Below are 17,511 nucleotides of genomic sequence, written 5' to 3'. Positions count from 1 at the left end.
CGGCCGGGGCCCGCCTGCGTCTCCGGGGGTTCACATGCTCATCGCACGCGCGTGGCCCAGCTGCGACATGACCCAGTGGTAGGTGTTCGCGTCCACCGCGGGGATCATCGTGGAGTGGTGGCGGCCGCCGCTGGTCACGGTGACCTGGATGTAGCCGGTGGTGGTCTTCTCCTTCATCAGCAGGAAGAGCAGGCCGAGCAGGCAGAACAGGAAGAAGACGATCGCCAGCACGATCGCGTGGGGCGGGATCTTCTCCTCGGTGCGCGAGAAGTCCGTCGCGTTCCACATCGCGCCCCGGAGCGGCATCGTGCCCGACGGGGTGATGATCTGGTCGCCGGCGACGGTGATGTCGCCGAGCGCGAAGCCCGCACCGCCGACCGGGGCGGCGGAGTACCCGGCGGGCACCGGGACGCCCGCGCCGCCGACGGTCGGATGGTAGGCGGGGGCCGCCGGGTAGGGCTGGGGGTATCCGTAACTGGCCTCACCGGGGCCCCACTTGTAGTCGCCATGGCCCGGCGCACCGGACGTGCCGCCCTGGCCGGCGGGGCCGCTCGCGTACGGGTTCGGCTGCTGCTCGCTCATACGGCCGATCCTTCCACAGGCACCCCCGCCCTGTACCCCCGCTCCTGCAGCCCGGTGTCCCCGATCGGGGGGAGGCCTCCGGCAGCCGTTCGACGCGCCCCGGCGACGCACGAGGGCCCCGCTCCGGACGAACCGGGGCGGGGCCCTCGTGCAGGCCGGGAGGGAAGGTCAGAAGCGGCGCGTGATCAGCGCACGCTTGACTTCCTGGATCGCCTTCGTGACCTCGATGCCGCGCGGGCACGCGTCGGTGCAGTTGAAGGTCGTGCGGCAGCGCCACACGCCGTCCTTGTCGTTCAGGATCTCCAGCCGCTGCTCGCCGGCCTCGTCACGCGAGTCGAAGATGAAGCGGTGCGCGTTGACGATCGCCGCCGGGCCGAAGTACTGGCCGTCGTTCCAGAACACCGGGCACGAGGACGTGCACGCGGCGCACAGGATGCACTTGGTGGTGTCGTCGAAGCGCTCGCGGTCCTCGGCGGACTGCAGGCGCTCACGCGTCGGCTCGTTGCCCTTGGTGACCAGGAACGGCATGACGTCCCGGTACGCCTGGAAGAAGGGCTCCATGTCGACCACGAGGTCCTTCATCACCGTGAGGCCCTTGATGGCTTCGACGGTGATCGGCTTCTCGGGGTTGATGTCCTTGATCAGCGTCTTGCAGGCGAGCCTGTTCTTGCCGTTGATCCGCATCGCGTCCGAGCCGCAGATGCCGTGCGCGCACGAGCGGCGGAAGGTGAGCGTGCCGTCCAGGTCCCACTTGATCTTGTGGAGACCGTCGAGCACGCGCTCCTTCGGGTCGATCTCGATCTGGAAGTCCTGCCACTGCGACTCGTCCGAGACCTCGGGGTTGAAGCGGCGGATCCGGAAGGTGACCGTGATGTACGGGGAGGCCGCAGCCGCCTCTTCCATCTTGTCCAGGGTGGGGGTAGCCATCAGTACTTACGCTCCATCGGCTGGTAGCGGGTCGTGACGACCGGCTTGTAGTCGAGCCGGACCGAGTCCGAGCCGTCGGCTCCGACCTCGCGGTACGCCATGGTGTGGCGCATGAAGTTGACGTCGTCGCGGTTGGGGTAGTCCTCGCGGTAGTGACCGCCGCGGGACTCCTTGCGCGCCAGGGCGGACACGGCCATGACCTCGGCCAGGTCGAGCAGGTTGCCCAGCTCGATGGCCTCCAGTAGGTCCGTGTTGAAGCGCTTGCCCTTGTCCTGGACGGACACGTTCTTGTAGCGCTCGCGCAGCTCCGCGATCTTCTCGACCGCGGTCTTGATGGTCTGCTCCGTGCGGAACACCATCACGTTCGCGTCCATCGTCTCCTGGAGCTCCAGACGCAGGTCGGCGACCCGCTCCTGGCCCGTGGAGTTGCGCAGGTGCTCGACCAGGTCGGCCACCTGCTGCGCCGGGTTCTCGGGGAGTTCGACGAAGTCGTTCTCCTGCGAGTACCGGGCGGCGGCGATGCCGGAGCGCTTGCCGAAGACGTTGATGTCCAGCAGCGAGTTGGTGCCCAGGCGGTTCGCGCCGTGCACCGACACGCACGCGACCTCGCCGGCCGCGTACAGGCCGGGGACGACGGTGGTGTTGTCGCTGAGGACCTCGCCCTCGACGTTGGTCGGGATGCCGCCCATGGCGTAGTGCGCGGTGGGCTGGATCGGGATCGGGTCCGTGTACGGCTCGATGCCCAGGTAGGTGCGGGCGAACTCGGTGATGTCCGGGAGCTTCGCGTCGAGCTGCTCCGGCGGGAGGTGGGTGAGGTCCAGGTACACGTGGTCTCCGGCCGGACCGCAGCCGCGGCCCTCACGGATCTCGGTGTAGATGGAGCGCGAGACGACGTCACGGGACGCGAGGTCCTTCATGACCGGCGCGTACTTCTCCATGAAGCGCTCGCCGTCCTTGTTGCGGAGGATGCCGCCCTCACCGCGGGCGCCCTCCGTCAGCAGGATGCCCATGCGCCAGATGCCCGTCGGGTGGAACTGGAAGAACTCCATGTCCTCCAGCGGCAGGCCGCGGCGGTAGCAGGCCGCCTGGCCGTCACCCGTGAGGGTGTGCGCGTTGGAGGTCACCTTGAAGAACTTGCCGGTGCCGCCGGAGGCGTAGATGACGGCCTTGGCCTGGAACACGTGGATCTCGCCGGTGGCGAGCTCGTACGCGACCACACCGGCCGACTTCTTGACGCCGTCCTCCTCGACCAGGAGCTGGTCCAGGACGTAGAACTCGTTGAAGAACTCCACGCCCTCCTTGACGCAGTTCTGGTACAGCGTCTGGAGGATCATGTGGCCGGTGCGGTCCGCGGCGTAGCAGGACCGGCGGACCGGTGCCTCGCCGTGGTTGCGGGAGTGGCCGCCGAAGCGGCGCTGGTCGATGGTGCCGTCCGGGGTGCGGTTGAACGGCAGGCCCATCTTCTCCAGGTCGAGGACCGCGTCGATGGCCTCCTTCGCCAGGATCTCGGCGGCGTCCTGGTCGACCAGGTAGTCACCGCCCTTGACCGTGTCGAAGGTGTGCCACTCCCAGTTGTCCTCCTCCACGTTGGCCAGCGCGGCGGCCATGCCGCCCTGCGCGGCGCCCGTGTGGGAGCGGGTGGGGTACAGCTTCGTCAGGACGGCGGTGCGGCTGCGCTTCGTCGCCTCGATGGCGGCGCGCATGCCCGCGCCGCCGGCGCCGACGATGACGGTGTCGTACTTGTGGATCTTCATTGGTTTCGCCTCAGCCCCGTTGCCTAGCGGATGTTCGGGTCGAAGGTGAAGATCACCAGCGTGCCCAGAAGGATGGTGAACACCGTGGCGGTGTAGAGCAGGCCCTTCAGCCACAGCCGCGTGTTGGCGCGCTCCGCGTAGTCGTTGATGACGGTACGCAGACCGTTCGAGCCGTGCAGCATCGCCAGCCACAGCATCAGCAGGTCCCAGACCTGCCAGAACGGGGACGCCCAGCGGCCGGCCACGAAGGCGAAGCCGATCTTGGACACGCCGCCGTCGAGCACCAGCTGGATGACCAGGTGGCCGATGACGAGGACGACGAGCACGATGCCCGAGAGGCGCATGAAGAGCCACGCGGCCATCTCGAAGTTGCCGCGCGTCGAGCGGGGCGTCTTGCCCGTGCGCTTGCGCGGGGCCTCGATGTACGGCGCGGGGTTGTCGACGTCGTAGAGGGAAACGCCCTCCACGTCGCCGATGCCCTTGGCGGAAGAAGTGTCAGAGGACATGCGCGTCACTTCCCGAACAGTTCGAGGTAGGCGTGGCCGAGCACGGGGTAGAGGGCCCCGGCCATCAGCACGACCCAGATGCCCACGACCCACCAGAGCATCGTCTTCTGGTGGCGCGGGCCCTTGGACCAGAAGTCCACGGCGATGACACGGAGACCGTTGAGCGCGTGGAAGAGGATGGCGGCGACGAGGCCGTACTCCAGCAGCGCGACGATCGGAGTCTTGTAGGTAGCCACGACATCGTCGTACGCCTCGGGGGAGACGCGGACGAGAGCGGTGTCGAGGACGTGTACGAACAGGAAGAAGAAGATGAGGACGCCGGTGACTCGATGAGCCACCCAGGACCACATTCCTTCCCGGCCGCGGTACAACGTTCCAGCCGGCACGGAAAACCCTCCGGAAGCGGGGCGGGGGCCAGCCGGCTTCTTTGTCGGTCGGGCCCGGCCGGGTACGGTCCACCGGCCCCGGACATCGTAGCGACGAGTTGTCGGTTCCCTCGCGCGGGGTCGGGCTGTGTGATCAAACAGGCACGTACGGGCTATCCCACGGGGGCGAATAGCCCGATTTCAGCCGCGGCCGCCCCGTGGGAGCGGGTCAGCCAGCGTGTCAGGTCCAGCAGCCGGGACTGCGCGACGCGGCGGAGCTCGTCCGCGGAGATCGAGCGCTCCTCGTCCGCCTCGTGCCCCATCCGCCGGCGGATCGCCCCCAGCAGCTGGTCGGCCTGCTCCTCCGGCGGATGCCCGTCCAGGCAGACCACGAAGGCGTGCCCGAACTTGCGTTCGTACTCCGTGTGGGCCGCTTCGAGGGCCAGCAGCGCGGCGTATGGCGCCCCGTGGTCCAGTTCGGCCGAGTGCTCCGCGGCCAGGGCCTCGGTCAGGTCGGACTGCGAGAGGTCGTACGAGGCCTCGTCCGCGGCGGCGCGCAGGGCGTCCGCGTCGGGATAGGGGCGGTGTGCCGCCACCCGGTGCGCCCAGCGCCGGCTTCCGCAGCACTGCAGGAGGACCGCCCGGGCGGCTTCGGGGGGCAGGCTGTTGAACCGGGTCAGTCCGGGGCCGTGCGAGGGGTCGGAGCAGCCGCGGGCCTGTGCCGGAAGGTGGCTGGACAGCGGGGGGCTCCTCGGGGCGCGGCGCGGGTGTTCCGCCACGCTATCGACGCAGGGGGGAGCGTGTCGTACCCATGCGGGGATTTCACCCGGAAGAGAGCCGAAAGGATGACGGGAGCGCCGCGGGCGGGCATGGTGGAGTGCCCGAAAGCCCGAAAGGGGGAGGGCGACCGAGGCCGCCACCCCCCACAGGAGAGGCCCCGGCCGCCATCCGTCACGGGCTCGTGCGACAAGCCCGTACCCCTGTCAGCGCCGCGAGTGCGTTTTGTGTCACACCTCGCTCCGCGCAGGATTGGTTGCACGTTGTATCACTCGTGGACGAGAGGTGCTTGAAAGCCGTAACGTGCTGATTTGCGCCACACGTACAGGACAGGTTGGGGACTTTGCTGGGGGACGACGCGGAGCTGACCGCCGCAGTGCTCGCGGCACAGAGCGGTGACGAGAACGCGTTCCGTGCTGTGTACCGGGCCGTGCATCCACGCCTGCTCGGCTACGTGCGCACGCTCGTCGGAGACGGCGACGCCGAGGACGTGACCTCTGAGGCCTGGCTGCAGATAGCCCGGGACCTCGACTCCTTCACCGGTGACGCCGACCGCTTCCGCGGCTGGGCCGCCCGCATCGCCCGCAACCGGGCCCTCGACCACATACGCATGCGCGGCCGCCGCCCCGCCATCGGGGGCGACGACACCGAACTGACGGGCTGGGCCGCCGAGTGCGACACGGCCGGCGCGGCGATGGAGTCCCTTGACACCGGGCGCACCATGGCGCTCATAGCCCAGCTGCCGCAGGATCAGGCCGAGGCGGTCGTCCTGCGGGTCGTGGTCGGCCTGGACGCCAAGAGCGCGGCCGAGACCCTGGGCAAGCGGCCCGGGGCCGTACGCACCGCCGCGCACCGCGGCCTGAAGAAGCTGGCGGAACTGCTCGCCGCACAGGGCGCGGACGGCGGTTTCGAGGCAGGTCCGGGCACCGGCTCCAGGGCCGGCGCCGCGGTCGGCCATAATGCCGAGGGCCACGCGTGGGGCGGCGGGGGCGGAGGGGATCTCGACGCCGTACCCGCACAGCGCGGCCGGGGCGGCAGCTACGCAGAACAAACCGGTGTGACGCATTCACGTTGGCGGACGCAGAAGGACATGTGATGGCCGACGAGCGCGACAGGTGGCTGGACGAGGCCGCGGCGGAAGCATTCCTGCGCGGTGGACCGGCGGAACCTGTGGGGCCCGCCGCCGGCACGCGTGCCGCGACGGAGGCCGCCCGGCTCCGAGCGGCTCTGGACGCCCTGGCCGCGGTGGCGGCGCCCAGCGGTACGGAACTGCCCGGTGAGGCCGTGGCGGTGGACGCCTACCGTGCGGCGCGCGGCGCCGCACGCCCGGCCGCCGCGTCGTCCGGGGCCGACGCCTCCGGTGAACCCCTGGTCGACCTCGGCCGCGTCCTCCCCGCGCCCGTGCCGATCCGGCGGCGCTCCCGGACCGTGAGCCTCGGCCTGGCCGCGGCCCTCGCGAGCGTCGCCGCGGGCGGGCTGGCGGCCGCGGCGGGAGCCGGGCTCCTGGACCGTTCCCGGCACGACGCCGCGGGGCCCGGACCGGCGATGTCCATCAGTGCCGGCGAGAGCCCGGTCCAGGGCAGGGGCACCGGTGCCCCGACCTTCACCCCGGAGCCGCTGTCCACCCCCGTGCCCGACGGCTCGGACCCGGCGTTCGCCCCGGTGCTGCCGTCACCCAGCGGGGACGGGCGTACCACGCCGGGAACCGGAGCGGACTCCGACGGCTCCGCGGGCACCTCGGCGGCCGGCGGCTCGGGCAAGACCGCCCCGGACGACCGGAGCGGAGGGGGCGGCCAGGAGGGCAGCCGGGACACCCTGGGCACCGGGGAATCCGGCAAGGACCGTCAGCGCGAGCTGGACAGCCGGCTCAAGACGGACCTCTGCGAGGAGTACCGCGGGGGCCGGATCAACGACGACCGGCGCGAGCGGCTGTCCCGTCTGGCCGACGGGCTCCTGCGGATACCGGCCTACTGCGCCGCGGTGCTGGACGGGGACTCCGGCGGCGCCAAGCGCCGCGACTCCCCTCCGGCGAGTGGCGGGACGCTGAGGGCGCCGAGCCTGGAACCAGCTGTTCCGGAAGGCTCCACCGCCCTGCGCGCCGGCCGCTGACACATGCGCTGACCTGCCTGTAACACTTTTCGAATCGGCGGCGCAGTACTAAGCGAGCCGACTGGTCATCGGCCGCGCATGAGCCGGGGTTCCCCCCGTACCCCTGGGCTCTGCGCAACCGGCGCGGGCGGGGCACGTTCCCCCGGCCCTGCCCGCGCCCTCACTTCATCACCCCGACCCCTTCGGCGGGACGGCCGCTCAACGCGACAGGCCGTCCCCTTCTCGGTCCGCCGGTACGACCGGACTGCGAAGGGGACGGCCTGTCGCGTTTCACCGGCTGGCGGCCGGCCGCGCGGCCGGGGCCCGGAACCGGGGTTCCGGCGGCACCCTCGGCGGGATCACCAGTAGACGACCACCTTGTCGCCGACCTGCACGTCGTCGAAGAGCTTCGACAGCTTGGCCTTGTCCCGCACGTTCACGCAGCCGTGCGAGGCACCGTTGTAGCCGCGGGCCGCGAAGTCGGCGGAGTAGTGGACCGCCTGGCCGCCGCTGAAGAACATCGCGTAGGGCATCGGCGTGTGGTAGATCGTCGACGTCCAGTCCTTGGCCTTCCAGCCCACGTTGAACACGCCCTCGCGGGTCGGGGTGTTCTCCGAGCCGAAGCGGACGTCCATCGTCGAGACGACCTTGCCGTCGATCATCCAGGCGAGGGTGCGGCTCTCCTTGCTGATGCACATGACGCGGCCGGTCATGCAGCGCGGGTCCGGCGCCGCGACCTCGTTGACGGTCGGCGGGCGCAGCTCGTCGGCCGTGGGCTTCTTGCTGGAACTCTGGATCTTCTTCCAGGTCTTCGCGTCGACCCCGCCCGTGGCATCCAGGCCGTTCTTCGACTGGAAGGACTTCACCGCGGCCGTGGTCTTCGAGCCGTAGAAGCCGGTCGGCGTCACCGTGAGCAGCTTGAGCTGCTTCAGCCGGGCCTGAAGCTCGCGGACCTGCTCGCTCTCGTCGCCGTTGGCCATGATCTGCTTCACCGAGGGCGAAGGCGAGGCCGACGGGGAGGCGGAGGCGGAGGCGGACGCCGAGGCCGATGCCGAGGGCTCGCCGGGCTTGTCGTCGGTGGACGGGGAGGCTTCGGGGGTGGTGCCCGCCGTGGGCGAGGACGGTGCCGCGGAGGAGGAGCCGGCGGACTCCGTCTTCTGCGGACCGCAGGCGGTCGCGGCGAGCGCGACGGCGGTGGCGACCCCGATCGTGCGGATTATGGCTCTCTGGCGCTGCATTGCAGTCCCCCGGTTTCTACGTCGTGTATCTAGGTGATGTCTGGCGCGCGTGGAGAGTTGCACAGGGTTCCGGGATGTTGCGCCATCGTGACCGGCAACCGTCCGCAGCCTTGAGAAGCGGTGCGCGGGCAAGGTTGTACCAGCCCCGGGCCCGGTTGCTCTACGGAGGACTTCGTCACATGGCACGCACGGAGAGCGGAATCCCGGTCGAACCGGTCTACGGGCCGGGTGATCTGACGGAATGGGACCCCGCGGTCCAATTGGGTGCACCGGGGGACTTCCCCTACACCCGGGGGATTTATCCGAACATGTACACCGGTCGGCCGTGGACCATGCGCCAGTACGCCGGCTTCGGCACGGCCACCGAGTCCAACGCCCGCTACCGGCAGCTCATCGCCGGCGGCGGCACCGGGCTGTCCGTCGCCTTCGACCTGCCGACCCAGATGGGCCACGACTCCGACGCGCCCCTGGCCCACGGCGAAGTCGGCAAGGTCGGGGTCGCCGTCGACTCGCTCGACGACATGCGGACGCTGTTCGACGGGATCCCCCTCGACCGGGTCTCCACTTCCATGACGATCAACGCGCCCGCCGCCCTGCTCCTGCTGCTCTACCAGCTGGTCGCGGAGGAACAGGGCATCTCGGGCGCGCGGTTGACGGGGACGATCCAGAACGACGTCCTGAAGGAGTACATCGCCCGGGGGACCTACATCTTCCCGCCCGAACCCTCGCTGCGGCTGACGGCCGACACCTTCCGCTACTGCCGGGCCGAGATCCCCCGGTGGAACACCATCTCCATCTCCGGCTACCACATGGCCGAAGCCGGCGCCTCGCCCGCGCAGGAGGTGGCCTTCACCCTCGCCGACGGCATCGCCTACGTCCGTACCGCCCTCGCCGCAGGGATGGCGGTCGACGCGTTCGCGCCCCGGCTCTCCTTCTTCTTCGTGGCCCGCACCACCCTGCTGGAGGAGGTCGCGAAGTTCCGTGCCGCCCGGCGGATCTGGGCCCGCGTCATGCGGGAGGAGTTCGGAGCGCGCGACCCGAAGTCGATGATGCTGCGCTTCCACACCCAGACCGCAGGGGTCCAGCTCACCGCGCAGCAGCCCGAGCTGAACCTCGTGCGCGTCGCCGTGCAGGCCCTGGCCGCGGTCCTGGGCGGGACCCAGTCGCTGCACACCAACTCCTTCGACGAGGCGATCGCGCTGCCGACGGAGAAGTCCGCCCGCCTCGCGCTGCGCACCCAGCAGGTCCTCGCGTACGAGACGGACGTGCCGCACACCGTGGACCCCTTCGCCGGGTCCTACGCGGTGGAGCGGATGACGGACGAACTGGAGGCGGCGGTCCTCGACCTGATGCGGCGCGTCGAGGAGCGGGGCGGGGCGGTGGCCGCGATCGAGGCCGGCTTCCAGAAGGCGGAGATCGAGCGGAACGCCTACCGCATCGCGCGGGAGACCGACAACGGGGAGCGGGTGGTGGTCGGCGTCAACCGCTTCGCGCTGGAGCGCGAGGAACCGTACGAGCCGCTGCGCGTGGACCCGGCGATCGAGGAGCGGCAGCGCGCGGCGCTCGCGCGGCTGCGGGCGGAGCGCGACGGGGCGGCGGTGGCGGCGGCGCTCGGGGCGCTGCGGGAGGCGGCGGGGGGAACGGCGAACGTGCTGTACCCGATGAAGGAAGCGCTGCGCGCGCGGGCCACGGTGGGGGAGGTCTGCGGGGTGCTGCGGGAGGTGTGGGGGACGTACGAGCCCACTGGTTCCACATGGTGAGATCCCCGGGGCTGTCAGGGGCGTCCGCATGGGACACTCCTGCCCATGCTGGGTGTCATCGATCTGCCGACGTACCTCGCCGGCCTCGTCCTGATCATTCTCCTGCCGGGACCGAACTCGCTCTACGTGCTGTCCGTCGCCGCCCGCCGAGGGGTGCGCACGGGCTACAAGGCCGCCGCCGGAGTGTTCACCGGCGACGCCGTGCTGATGGCCCTGACCGCTGTGGGTGCCGGGGCGCTGCTCCGGGCGAGCCCGCTCGTCTTCACCGTGGTGAAGTTCCTCGGCGCCGGCTACCTGGCCTGGCTGGCCGTCGGGATGATGCGGGGCGCCTGGGCGCTGTGGCGCACCCGCCGGGACCGGGACGAGGCGCGCGCCGCGGCCCCCGCCGGTCCGGCCGAGCACGAACGCCCCTACCGGCGCGCCCTGCTGATCAGCCTCCTCAACCCGAAGGCCATCCTCTTCCTGATGTCCTTCTTCGTGCAGTTCGTGGACCCGTCCTACGCCTACCCGGCGCTGTCCTTCCTGGTCCTGGGCGGTCTGCTGCAGACCGGCAGCTTCCTCTACCTGACGCTGCTGATATTCGGCGGCACCCGGCTCTCGGAGGCCTTCCGCCGCCGCAGGCGGCTGTCGGCCGGGGCGACCTCGGCGGCGGGCGTGCTGTTCCTCGGCTTCGCGGCCAAGCTCGCGGTCGGCTGACCCCGCCCGGCCCGGAACACCTCAGGTGAGGACGCGGCGCAGGGTCCGGGCCATGCGCCGCACCGTCCGGCTGCGCGGCAGGAACGACAGCTGTGCGGGGATGCCGCCGGGCAGGCCCAGCCCGGTCAGCCGGCGCCGGGTGAAGTACCGCCAGGTGTCCGGGGTCAGGTGCGCGGCGAGGTACGCCTCGGCCGCGGCCCGCCGCGTCGCGAGGACCTGCGGCTGCATGGTGAACCCGACGGCGGTCAGCAGACCGGCCCGCTCGGTTCCCGCCCGTCCCAGGGAGGCGGGAGTCCAGGCGCGGACCGCCGCCGCGTCCGCCAGGTCCGGCAGCAGCGAGTCCACCAGCACCAGCGGTACCCGGTTGCTGTTCTGGTACGGGGCCAGGCGGGCCAACACGGCCTCGGTGCCGGTGCGGGCGACGGGCAGGCCGTACAGCGTGGCGGCCGTCAGCAGTCCGGTGGAGAAGCAGCCGACGACGAGCGCCGGGCGCAGCTGCCCGTAGAGGGTCTCGGCCAGGACCGCGCCGCTCGCCACGGTGAGCCGGGCGCCGAGCCGTTCGGCCTCCGCCGCGGCCCGGCGGGCGTACTCGCCCGGTGCGCCGGGATGGGGCTTGAAGACCAGCGAGCGGTGGCCGAGCGCGAAGGCGCCCCGGACCATCGAGGCGTGCAGCTCCTCCTCCTCGTCCGGGCTCATCAGGTCGAGCGCCGAGAGGTACTGGCCCAGCAGCAGGGCCGGGGACTCCCCGACGTCGTCCAGGCCGGGGCCGTGCGGCGGGAGCTCCGCGAGGACCTTCAGGAAGGACTCCGCCGGCACCGCCTCCGGCCGCGCCCCGAACTCGTTCAGCAGCAGCGGCCGCAGGCCGGGCACCAGATCGAGATGGAGCACCCGCCGCACCCGCATCCCGAGCTGCGGGTCGAGGCGGAAGCGGGTGGGCCCGTAGCTCATCAGCCCGTCGGCGTAGACGTCGACCGCCGCGCCGGGGAAGACCCGGCACAGGGACTGGGCCGGCGGTACCTGGAGGGACTCCACGATCAGCTCGACCCGGTCATCGCCGAGCCCCCACAGCGCGCGCAGGTGCCGTTCCCAGATGGGGACGTCCTCGGCGCGCGGGGCCCAGGTGCTCGGGTGCTGCGGTTCGATCACGGCGTTCCAGTCGAGCACCTCGTCGAAGCGCGTGCGCACGGCGGCGAAACCCGGCATGCCGGCCACTCCCGGGGCCACCTCGGCGGTGGCGGAGTGGTTGCTGGTCAGCAGGATCCGGCGGCCCGCGGGTGGGTAGCGGCCCGCGTCGACGCCCGCCGCGAGGGTGGCGGCCCCGTAGAGGGTGGAGGCCAGGAAGATCTGCGTGAGCATCAGACGGTCGCCCCCGACAGGGTGCGGCGGCCGCCGCGCAGGCGGCGCAGGAGCGCGGAGCGTTCGGCGTCCATCGATTCCAGGGCCTGGTCGAGCACGTCCTGGGGCATGCGGCCGAGCGCGGCCGCGCTCATCAGGCGGAGTTTCTTGGCCACGGCCGGCTTGTACCTTTCGATGGATCCGAAATGGTGCGCGATAATGGCGCAGTATGTTCGTACGGATTTCGGCATCAGCAGATCGGATTCCCGGTCGGCGGCGACACCGGCGAGCACCTCGTCGAATGCCCGGATGAAATCGAGCTGCCGCTCGTCCCTGATCTGCGTCAACGAGGTGGAAACACCGCGCCGATAGAAGATTCCGGGCAGTCCGACTGCGGCGAAGGACCCGGCCTCCCGGTGCAGCCGCCAGATCCACGGCCGGTCCTCCGCCGTCCGCAGCCCGTCGGTGAAGTGCAGCAGGCCACGGTCCAGCAGCCGCCGGTGGTACATCCCGGCCCAGGCGTAGGGGTAGTCCACCGAGGTCGCCCGGTCGGCGGGCAGGATCGCGCCGCGCGGATCGGCGACGACGGCCTGCGGGCCGAAGGGGACCCGCTGCACGCTCCGCGTCCGGCCCGTGCACCGCACATGGTCGGTTCGGATGAAATCGCAGTCCAGTGCCTCTATGGCGGCCAGCATCCGGGCCAGATGGCCGGGGGCCATCCAGTCGTCCCCGTCCAGGAAGGCGATGTACTCGCCGCGGGCCGCGTCCAGCCCGGTGTTCCGGGCGGTCGCCAGGCCGCCGTTGCTTCCGTGTCTGAGGTGCACCGCCCCGGGCAGCTCGCCCGCCGCCCGTTCCAGCAGGTCGGGTGTCCCGTCCGTCGAGCAGTCGTCGACGAGCAGGAACTCGAAATCCCCACGGGCGTTCAGTTCGAGACTCTTCAGGGCGTCCGGCGCGTATGTCTGCACGTTGTAGAACGGCACGACGACAGAGAGCTTGGGCACCCGCGAGAGATTAGGGCGCCGCCCGTCATTCACCGTGGCCCGGATGCGGATTTCATGTGAACGGCGCGGGGCGGGCGGGTTAACCCGTGCGCTTTCGCATTCAGTCGACGCTTTGTTAACCCGCTGTTGTGCGCTCGTTGGGCCGATCACCGAAAACGCCGAATACGTTCTGCCGCGTGCCAGAACGCAAACGCGTCGCCGTACTCGCCGATTCCGACACGCGATGGAAATGGGGCGTCACCACCGCCCGCCGTCTCGTGCCCGACCACCGGCTCACCGGATACCTGCTGCGCGGTCGGGCCACGCCCACCGCCCGCCAGCTCGGCGAGGTCGGGGTGGAGACCGACCGGCCGACCGAGGTGACCTGCGCCGGGTTCCTCGCCGAGATCGCACGCGAGCACTACGACGTGGTCGTCCTCGCGCTCGTCGGCGGTGCCGTCCAAGCGGTCCTGCACGGGGCCCGCGCCCTGTGGCCGGCCCCCGCCACGCGCCCCGTACTGGTCACCGGGTACGTCGGTGTCGTGTACGAGAAGCTCGCCGACGGGCTGCTGCTGAGACACGGCGCCGACCTCGTCCTCGCCAACTCCCGCCACGACGCCGAGCGCTTCCGCGCCGTGTACGAGGGGGTCGGCGCGGACGCCGGCGCCGTCACCGAGACCGCGCTGCCCTTCCTCGGCGGAGCGCCCTACCAGCCGGCCGGGAGCCGCCCCCACACGGTGGTTTTCGCCGTGCAGCCCTCCGTGCCCGACAGCCGAGCCGACCGCGCCTACCTGCTGGAGCGGGCCGCCGGCCACGCCCGCAAGCACCCCGACCGGGAGGTGCTGATCAAGCTGCGCAGCAAGCCCGGCGAACACACCACGCACCTGGAGGAACAGCCGTACCAGCGGCTCGCGGAGAAGATCCCCGGCGGACTGCCGGCCAACTGCCGCCTGGTGTACGGGAACATGGGCGAGGTGCTGGACGGCACCGACCTGCTGGTCACCGTCTCCTCCACGGCCGCCCTGGAGGCCCTGCACCGCTCCATCCCGACGGCCGTCCTCACCGACCTCGGTGTCCGCGAGGCCCTCGGCAACCACCACTTCCTCGGTTCCGGCTGCCTGGCCTCCTGGGACCAGCTCGACGCGGGGCTCCTCCCGGAGGGCGACCCGGTCTGGCTGGCCGCCCAGGGCGTCCGGCCGACCGCCGATCCGGGCCCGGCAGCCGCGGGCGCCGCCGGCCCGGGCGCCGCCGGGGCCGGCGCGAGCGGTGACGCCTACGCCCTCGCCCGGGCCAAGGCCGCCGGGCTGCTCGCCGCGACCCGGCTGCCCCCGCCCACGCCCTACTACACGCTCACCACCGCGCCCGGATACCTGCCCGGCATCCTCGCCCGGCACCGCCTCGCGCCCGACGGCACCCCGCTGCCGGGCACCGCGCGGCAGGAGGAGGACGGGTCCCGGCTGCGCCGCCGGCTCCGCGCCCACCTGCGCGAGGCCGCCCGCGGGGCGTACCGGCACGGTGTGCAGCGGGTCGCCCCGGTGATCCGCAGGCTGGGGGAGCTGTGAGGGTCCTCGCCGTCATCCCCGCCCGCGGGGGCTCCAAGGGAGTCCCCGGCAAGAATCTCGCCGAGGTCGCCGGCATCCCGCTCGTCGCCCGTGCCGTCCTGGCCTGCCGGGCCGCGCCGACCGTCACCGACGTCGTGGTCTCCACCGACTCCGAGGCCGTCGCCCGGGCCGCCCGCGCCGCCGGCGCCGACGTGATCGCCCGCCCGACCGCGATCTCCGGCGACACCGCGAGCAGCGAGGCCGCCGTCCTGCACGCCCTGTCCGCCTTCGAGGAACTGCACTCGCTCACCGTGGACGTGGTCCTCCTCGTCCAGTGCACCAGCCCGTTCCTCGCGACCTCGGACGTCGAGTCGGTCGCCGTGGCCGTCGCCTCCGGGGCGGCCGACTCGGCCATGACCGTGGCCCCCTTCCACGGCTTCCTCTGGCGAGACGCCCCCGACGGCTCGGGGACCGGGGTCAACCACGACCCGTCCAGCCGGCCCCGCCGCCAGGACCGGCCGCAGGACCTGCTGGAGACCGGTGCGGCCTACGCCATGGACGCCGCCGGCTTCCGCACCGCCCGCCACCGCTTCTTCGGCCGCACCGTGCCGGTACCCACCGACCCCGCCCGGGTCCTGGAGATCGACGACCCGCACGACCTCGCCCGCGCCCGGCTGCTCGCCCCGCTGCTCGACCCGCGCCCCGGCGGCGCATCCGCAGAGCCGCGGCCCGACGCGCGACCGGCCCCACACCCCGATCCGCAGCCCACACCCCGAACGCCCCCGCACCGAAGGACGCCCCCTGCCATGACCTCCACGCCCGACCCCCGCCTGCGCACCTTCGGGGCCCGCACCGTGGGCCCCGGCCGGCCCGTCTACGTCGTCGGCGAGATCGGCATCAACCACAACGGCGACCTCGGCAACGCCTTCGCCCTCATCGACGCCGCCGCCGAGGCCGGCTGCGACGCCGTGAAGTTCCAGAAGCGCACCCCGGAGATCTGCACCCCGCGCGACCAGTGGGACATCGAGCGCGACACCCCCTGGGGCCGGATGACCTACATCGACTACCGCCACCGGGTCGAGTTCGGCGAGGACGAGTACCGCGCCATCGACGAGCACTGCGCCAGGCGCGGCATCGACTGGTTCGCCTCCCCGTGGGACACCGAAGCCGTCGCCTTCCTGGAGAAGTTCGACGTCCCCGCCCACAAGGTGGCCTCCGCCTCCCTCACGGACGACGAGCTGCTGCGCGCCCTGCGCGCCACCGGCCGCACCGTCGTGCTGTCCACCGGCATGTCCACCCCGCGCCAGATCCGCCACGCGGTCGAGGTGCTCGGCAGCGCCAACATCCTTCTCTGCCACGCCACTTCGACATACCCGGCCAAGGCCGAGGAGCTCAACCTGCGGGTCATCGACACCCTGCGCGAGGAGTACCCCAACGTTCCGATCGGCTACTCCGGCCACGAGACGGGCCTGCAGACCACCCTGGCCGCCGTCGCCCTCGGCGCCACCTTCGTCGAGCGCCACATCACCCTCGATCGCGCGATGTGGGGCTCCGACCAGGCCGCCTCCGTCGAGCCCGGCGGCCTGGCCCGCCTCGTCCGTGACATCCGCACCATCGAGACCGCCCTCGGCGACGGGATCAAGCGGGTCTACGCATCCGAGCTGGGCCCCATGAAGAAGCTCCGCCGCGTCCCCGGCGAGCTGGCGGCCGTCTAGGGCGTGTCGCGAAGGTCCCGCCTGCCCCCGGAGAAGGAGTACGTGTGAGCACCTCCGCCGCCACCCTGGCGTTCGTCGAGAGCCCGGTCCAACTGCTCAACGTGCTGGAGTGGGCGTACGCGCGCGCCGACCCCGGCAGAAGGCTGGACGGTCTTCCGGGCCAGCGCGGGCGGCGCCCCGCCGGACCGGGAGCGGGTCCGGAGCCCGCCCCGCGGCCGGCGGGCACGCTCCGGCCCGTCCGGATCGTCGTGCTGCCCCCCACCGACCCCATGTCCCGGGGCCAGCTGCGCCGGATGGCGTCGTTGGCCCGGGACGAAGGGTGCGAGGTGCAGTGGCAGGAGGCGCGCGGCAGCCGGCTCGCACCGGTGAAGGCGCTCGTCGCACTGGCGCGCGACGTCCGCGCGGCGCGCACCGTCGTCGTCGGCGACCCCTTCTCGCGCTACGTCCAGCTCCTGCTCACCCTGGTGCGCGCCGAGGAGCTCGTCGTGGTCGACGACGGCACCGCCACCATGGAGTTCGTCGCCCAGACCGCCCGCGGCGAACGCCTCGTCCGCTGGCACCGGGTCGGTGGCGGAGGGCTGCCCGGCCGGGTCCGCGCGTTGGCGTACGCTCCCGTCTCGGCGGCCGCGCGCCGCCGCTTCGTCCCGGACGGGGTCGCCGCGGAGGGTGCGGCCCGCCGCGTCGAGGTGTTCACCTCGATGCCGGTCGACCCGCACGGCGGGATGACCCTGCGGGCCAACGACTTCGCCTGGACCCGCGCCCGCTTCGGCCCGCCCCGCCTGACCCAGGGCACCGACCTGGTCGGTACCTCGCTGGTGGAGACCGGCGTCGTCGACCCGGACCGGTACCAGGGCGCGGTCCGCTCCCTCGCCCTGGAGCACGGAGCCACCCGCTACTTCGCGCACCGCCGCGAGTCCCCGGAGAAGCTGCGCGCCCTGAGCCGGGCGACCGGGCTGGAGATCGTACGCCCGGATCTGCCGCTGGAACTGATCGCGCGTCGGGGTCCCGTCGGCCGGACGATCCTGAGTTTTCCGTCCACCGTCGTCCACACCCTGCCGTACGCCCTGACCGGTACCGGGGTCACCGTCGCCGTATGCGATGTGGACCCGGCCTGGCTCACCGGGTCCGCGTCCCCGCGCGCGAAGAGCTTCCTCGCGGGGGTCACCGACACCGCTCGTGATGTGCACAGACTCCCTGCCCAGGCGGCGCCCACGGCCGGATGAGCGCGCGAGTTTACCCCTGCGTCC

Annotated in this window: 16 protein-coding genes and 1 pseudogene; 8 read left to right on the top strand and 9 right to left on the bottom strand. The window is 72.0% G+C overall.

Annotated elements, in window-relative coordinates:
- Positions 1–30: 30 nt before the first annotated feature.
- The 6 genes from ACFW2G_RS23860 to ACFW2G_RS23835 form a co-directional block, all read right to left on the bottom strand.
- Positions 31–582 carry a hypothetical protein gene (locus ACFW2G_RS23860; RefSeq protein ID WP_037919129.1) on the bottom strand — a complete coding sequence of 184 codons (552 nt, stop codon included), beginning with the start codon at positions 580–582 and terminating at the stop codon, positions 31–33.
- Positions 583–750: 168 nt separating this feature from the next.
- Entirely contained in the window at positions 751–1,509 is a 759-nt protein-coding gene (locus tag ACFW2G_RS23855) for a succinate dehydrogenase iron-sulfur subunit (RefSeq protein ID WP_037919131.1), read from the bottom strand.
- Entirely contained in the window at positions 1,509–3,263 is a 1,755-nt protein-coding gene (gene sdhA / locus ACFW2G_RS23850) for a succinate dehydrogenase flavoprotein subunit (protein ID WP_037919133.1), read from the bottom strand. The genes ACFW2G_RS23855 and sdhA overlap by 1 nt, the downstream gene beginning before the upstream one ends.
- 23 nt (positions 3,264–3,286) lie before the next feature.
- On the bottom strand, positions 3,287–3,769 hold the full coding sequence (locus ACFW2G_RS23845; RefSeq protein WP_384452697.1) for a succinate dehydrogenase hydrophobic membrane anchor subunit: 483 nt from the start codon (positions 3,767–3,769) through the stop codon (positions 3,287–3,289).
- 5 nt (positions 3,770–3,774) lie between these two features.
- Positions 3,775–4,155 (bottom strand): succinate dehydrogenase, cytochrome b556 subunit, encoded by a 381-nt coding sequence (gene sdhC, locus ACFW2G_RS23840; protein ID WP_078556124.1) that lies wholly within the window; start codon positions 4,153–4,155, stop codon positions 3,775–3,777.
- 152 nt (positions 4,156–4,307) lie between these two features.
- Positions 4,308–4,913: a 2-oxo-4-hydroxy-4-carboxy-5-ureidoimidazoline decarboxylase gene (locus tag ACFW2G_RS23835; protein WP_384582515.1), complete on the bottom strand. Its 606-nt coding sequence runs from the start codon at positions 4,911–4,913 to the stop codon at positions 4,308–4,310.
- A 341-nt stretch (positions 4,914–5,254) separates the two neighbouring features.
- Here ACFW2G_RS23835 and ACFW2G_RS23830 point away from each other — a divergent pair, with 341 nt between their 5' ends.
- Together ACFW2G_RS23830 and ACFW2G_RS23825 are read left to right on the top strand one after the other, a co-directional pair.
- Positions 5,255–6,007 carry an RNA polymerase sigma factor gene (locus ACFW2G_RS23830; RefSeq protein WP_037919138.1) on the top strand — a complete coding sequence of 251 codons (753 nt, stop codon included), beginning with the start codon at positions 5,255–5,257 and terminating at the stop codon, positions 6,005–6,007.
- On the top strand, positions 6,007–7,020 hold the full coding sequence (locus ACFW2G_RS23825) for a hypothetical protein (RefSeq protein WP_384452692.1): 1,014 nt from the start codon (positions 6,007–6,009) through the stop codon (positions 7,018–7,020). Before ACFW2G_RS23830 ends, ACFW2G_RS23825 begins: the two co-directional genes overlap by 1 nt.
- 338 nt (positions 7,021–7,358) lie before the next feature.
- Here the strand turns inward: ACFW2G_RS23825 and ACFW2G_RS23820 are convergent, their stop codons facing one another.
- The gene (locus ACFW2G_RS23820; RefSeq protein ID WP_078556126.1) at positions 7,359–8,237 is read right to left on the bottom strand and encodes a L,D-transpeptidase family protein; all 879 of its coding nucleotides are present in this window, start codon (positions 8,235–8,237) and stop codon (positions 7,359–7,361) included.
- Between the two features lie 179 nt (positions 8,238–8,416).
- On the opposite strand from ACFW2G_RS23820, the gene ACFW2G_RS23815 reads away from it, so the two are divergent.
- Both ACFW2G_RS23815 and leuE read left to right on the top strand, forming a co-directional pair.
- Positions 8,417–9,997: a methylmalonyl-CoA mutase gene (locus tag ACFW2G_RS23815; protein WP_384452688.1), complete on the top strand. Its 1,581-nt coding sequence runs from the start codon at positions 8,417–8,419 to the stop codon at positions 9,995–9,997.
- Between the two features lie 45 nt (positions 9,998–10,042).
- Positions 10,043–10,693, top strand: a complete 651-nt coding sequence (leuE, locus tag ACFW2G_RS23810; protein ID WP_384582518.1) for a leucine efflux protein LeuE — start codon at positions 10,043–10,045, stop codon at positions 10,691–10,693.
- Between the two features lie 21 nt (positions 10,694–10,714).
- Here the strand turns inward: leuE and ACFW2G_RS23805 are convergent, their stop codons facing one another.
- Positions 10,715–12,049 carry a polysialyltransferase family glycosyltransferase gene (locus tag ACFW2G_RS23805; RefSeq protein ID WP_384582521.1) on the bottom strand — a complete coding sequence of 445 codons (1,335 nt, stop codon included), beginning with the start codon at positions 12,047–12,049 and terminating at the stop codon, positions 10,715–10,717.
- Positions 12,049–13,029, bottom strand: coding sequence for a glycosyltransferase family 2 protein (locus ACFW2G_RS23800; protein WP_384582524.1), 981 nt, complete (start codon positions 13,027–13,029; stop codon positions 12,049–12,051). The genes ACFW2G_RS23805 and ACFW2G_RS23800 overlap by 1 nt, the downstream gene beginning before the upstream one ends.
- Before the next feature lie 176 nt (positions 13,030–13,205).
- Here ACFW2G_RS23800 and ACFW2G_RS23795 point away from each other — a divergent pair, with 176 nt between their 5' ends.
- The 4 genes and pseudogenes from ACFW2G_RS23795 (at position 13,206) to ACFW2G_RS23780 (ending at position 17,487) form a co-directional block, all read left to right on the top strand.
- Positions 13,206–14,570 (top strand): DUF6716 putative glycosyltransferase, encoded by a 1,365-nt coding sequence (locus ACFW2G_RS23795; protein ID WP_384582527.1) that lies wholly within the window; start codon positions 13,206–13,208, stop codon positions 14,568–14,570.
- Positions 14,567–14,944: pseudogene (locus tag ACFW2G_RS23790) on the top strand (cytidylyltransferase domain-containing protein); the annotation flags it as partial. The gene ACFW2G_RS23795 and the pseudogene ACFW2G_RS23790, both read left to right, overlap by 4 nt.
- 411 nt (positions 14,945–15,355) lie before the next feature.
- Positions 15,356–16,264 (top strand): N-acetylneuraminate synthase family protein, encoded by a 909-nt coding sequence (locus ACFW2G_RS23785; protein ID WP_384582587.1) that lies wholly within the window; start codon positions 15,356–15,358, stop codon positions 16,262–16,264.
- A 44-nt stretch (positions 16,265–16,308) separates the two neighbouring features.
- Entirely contained in the window at positions 16,309–17,487 is a 1,179-nt protein-coding gene (locus ACFW2G_RS23780) for a hypothetical protein (RefSeq protein ID WP_384452674.1), read from the top strand.
- Positions 17,488–17,511: the final 24 nt, after the last annotated feature.

Source organism: Streptomyces sp. NPDC058880 (genome assembly GCF_042742535.1).
GTDB lineage: Bacteria > Actinomycetota > Actinomycetes > Streptomycetales > Streptomycetaceae > Streptomyces.
Note: the sequence above shows the minus strand (reverse complement) of the source record. Positions and strands in the feature narration are given on the sequence as shown.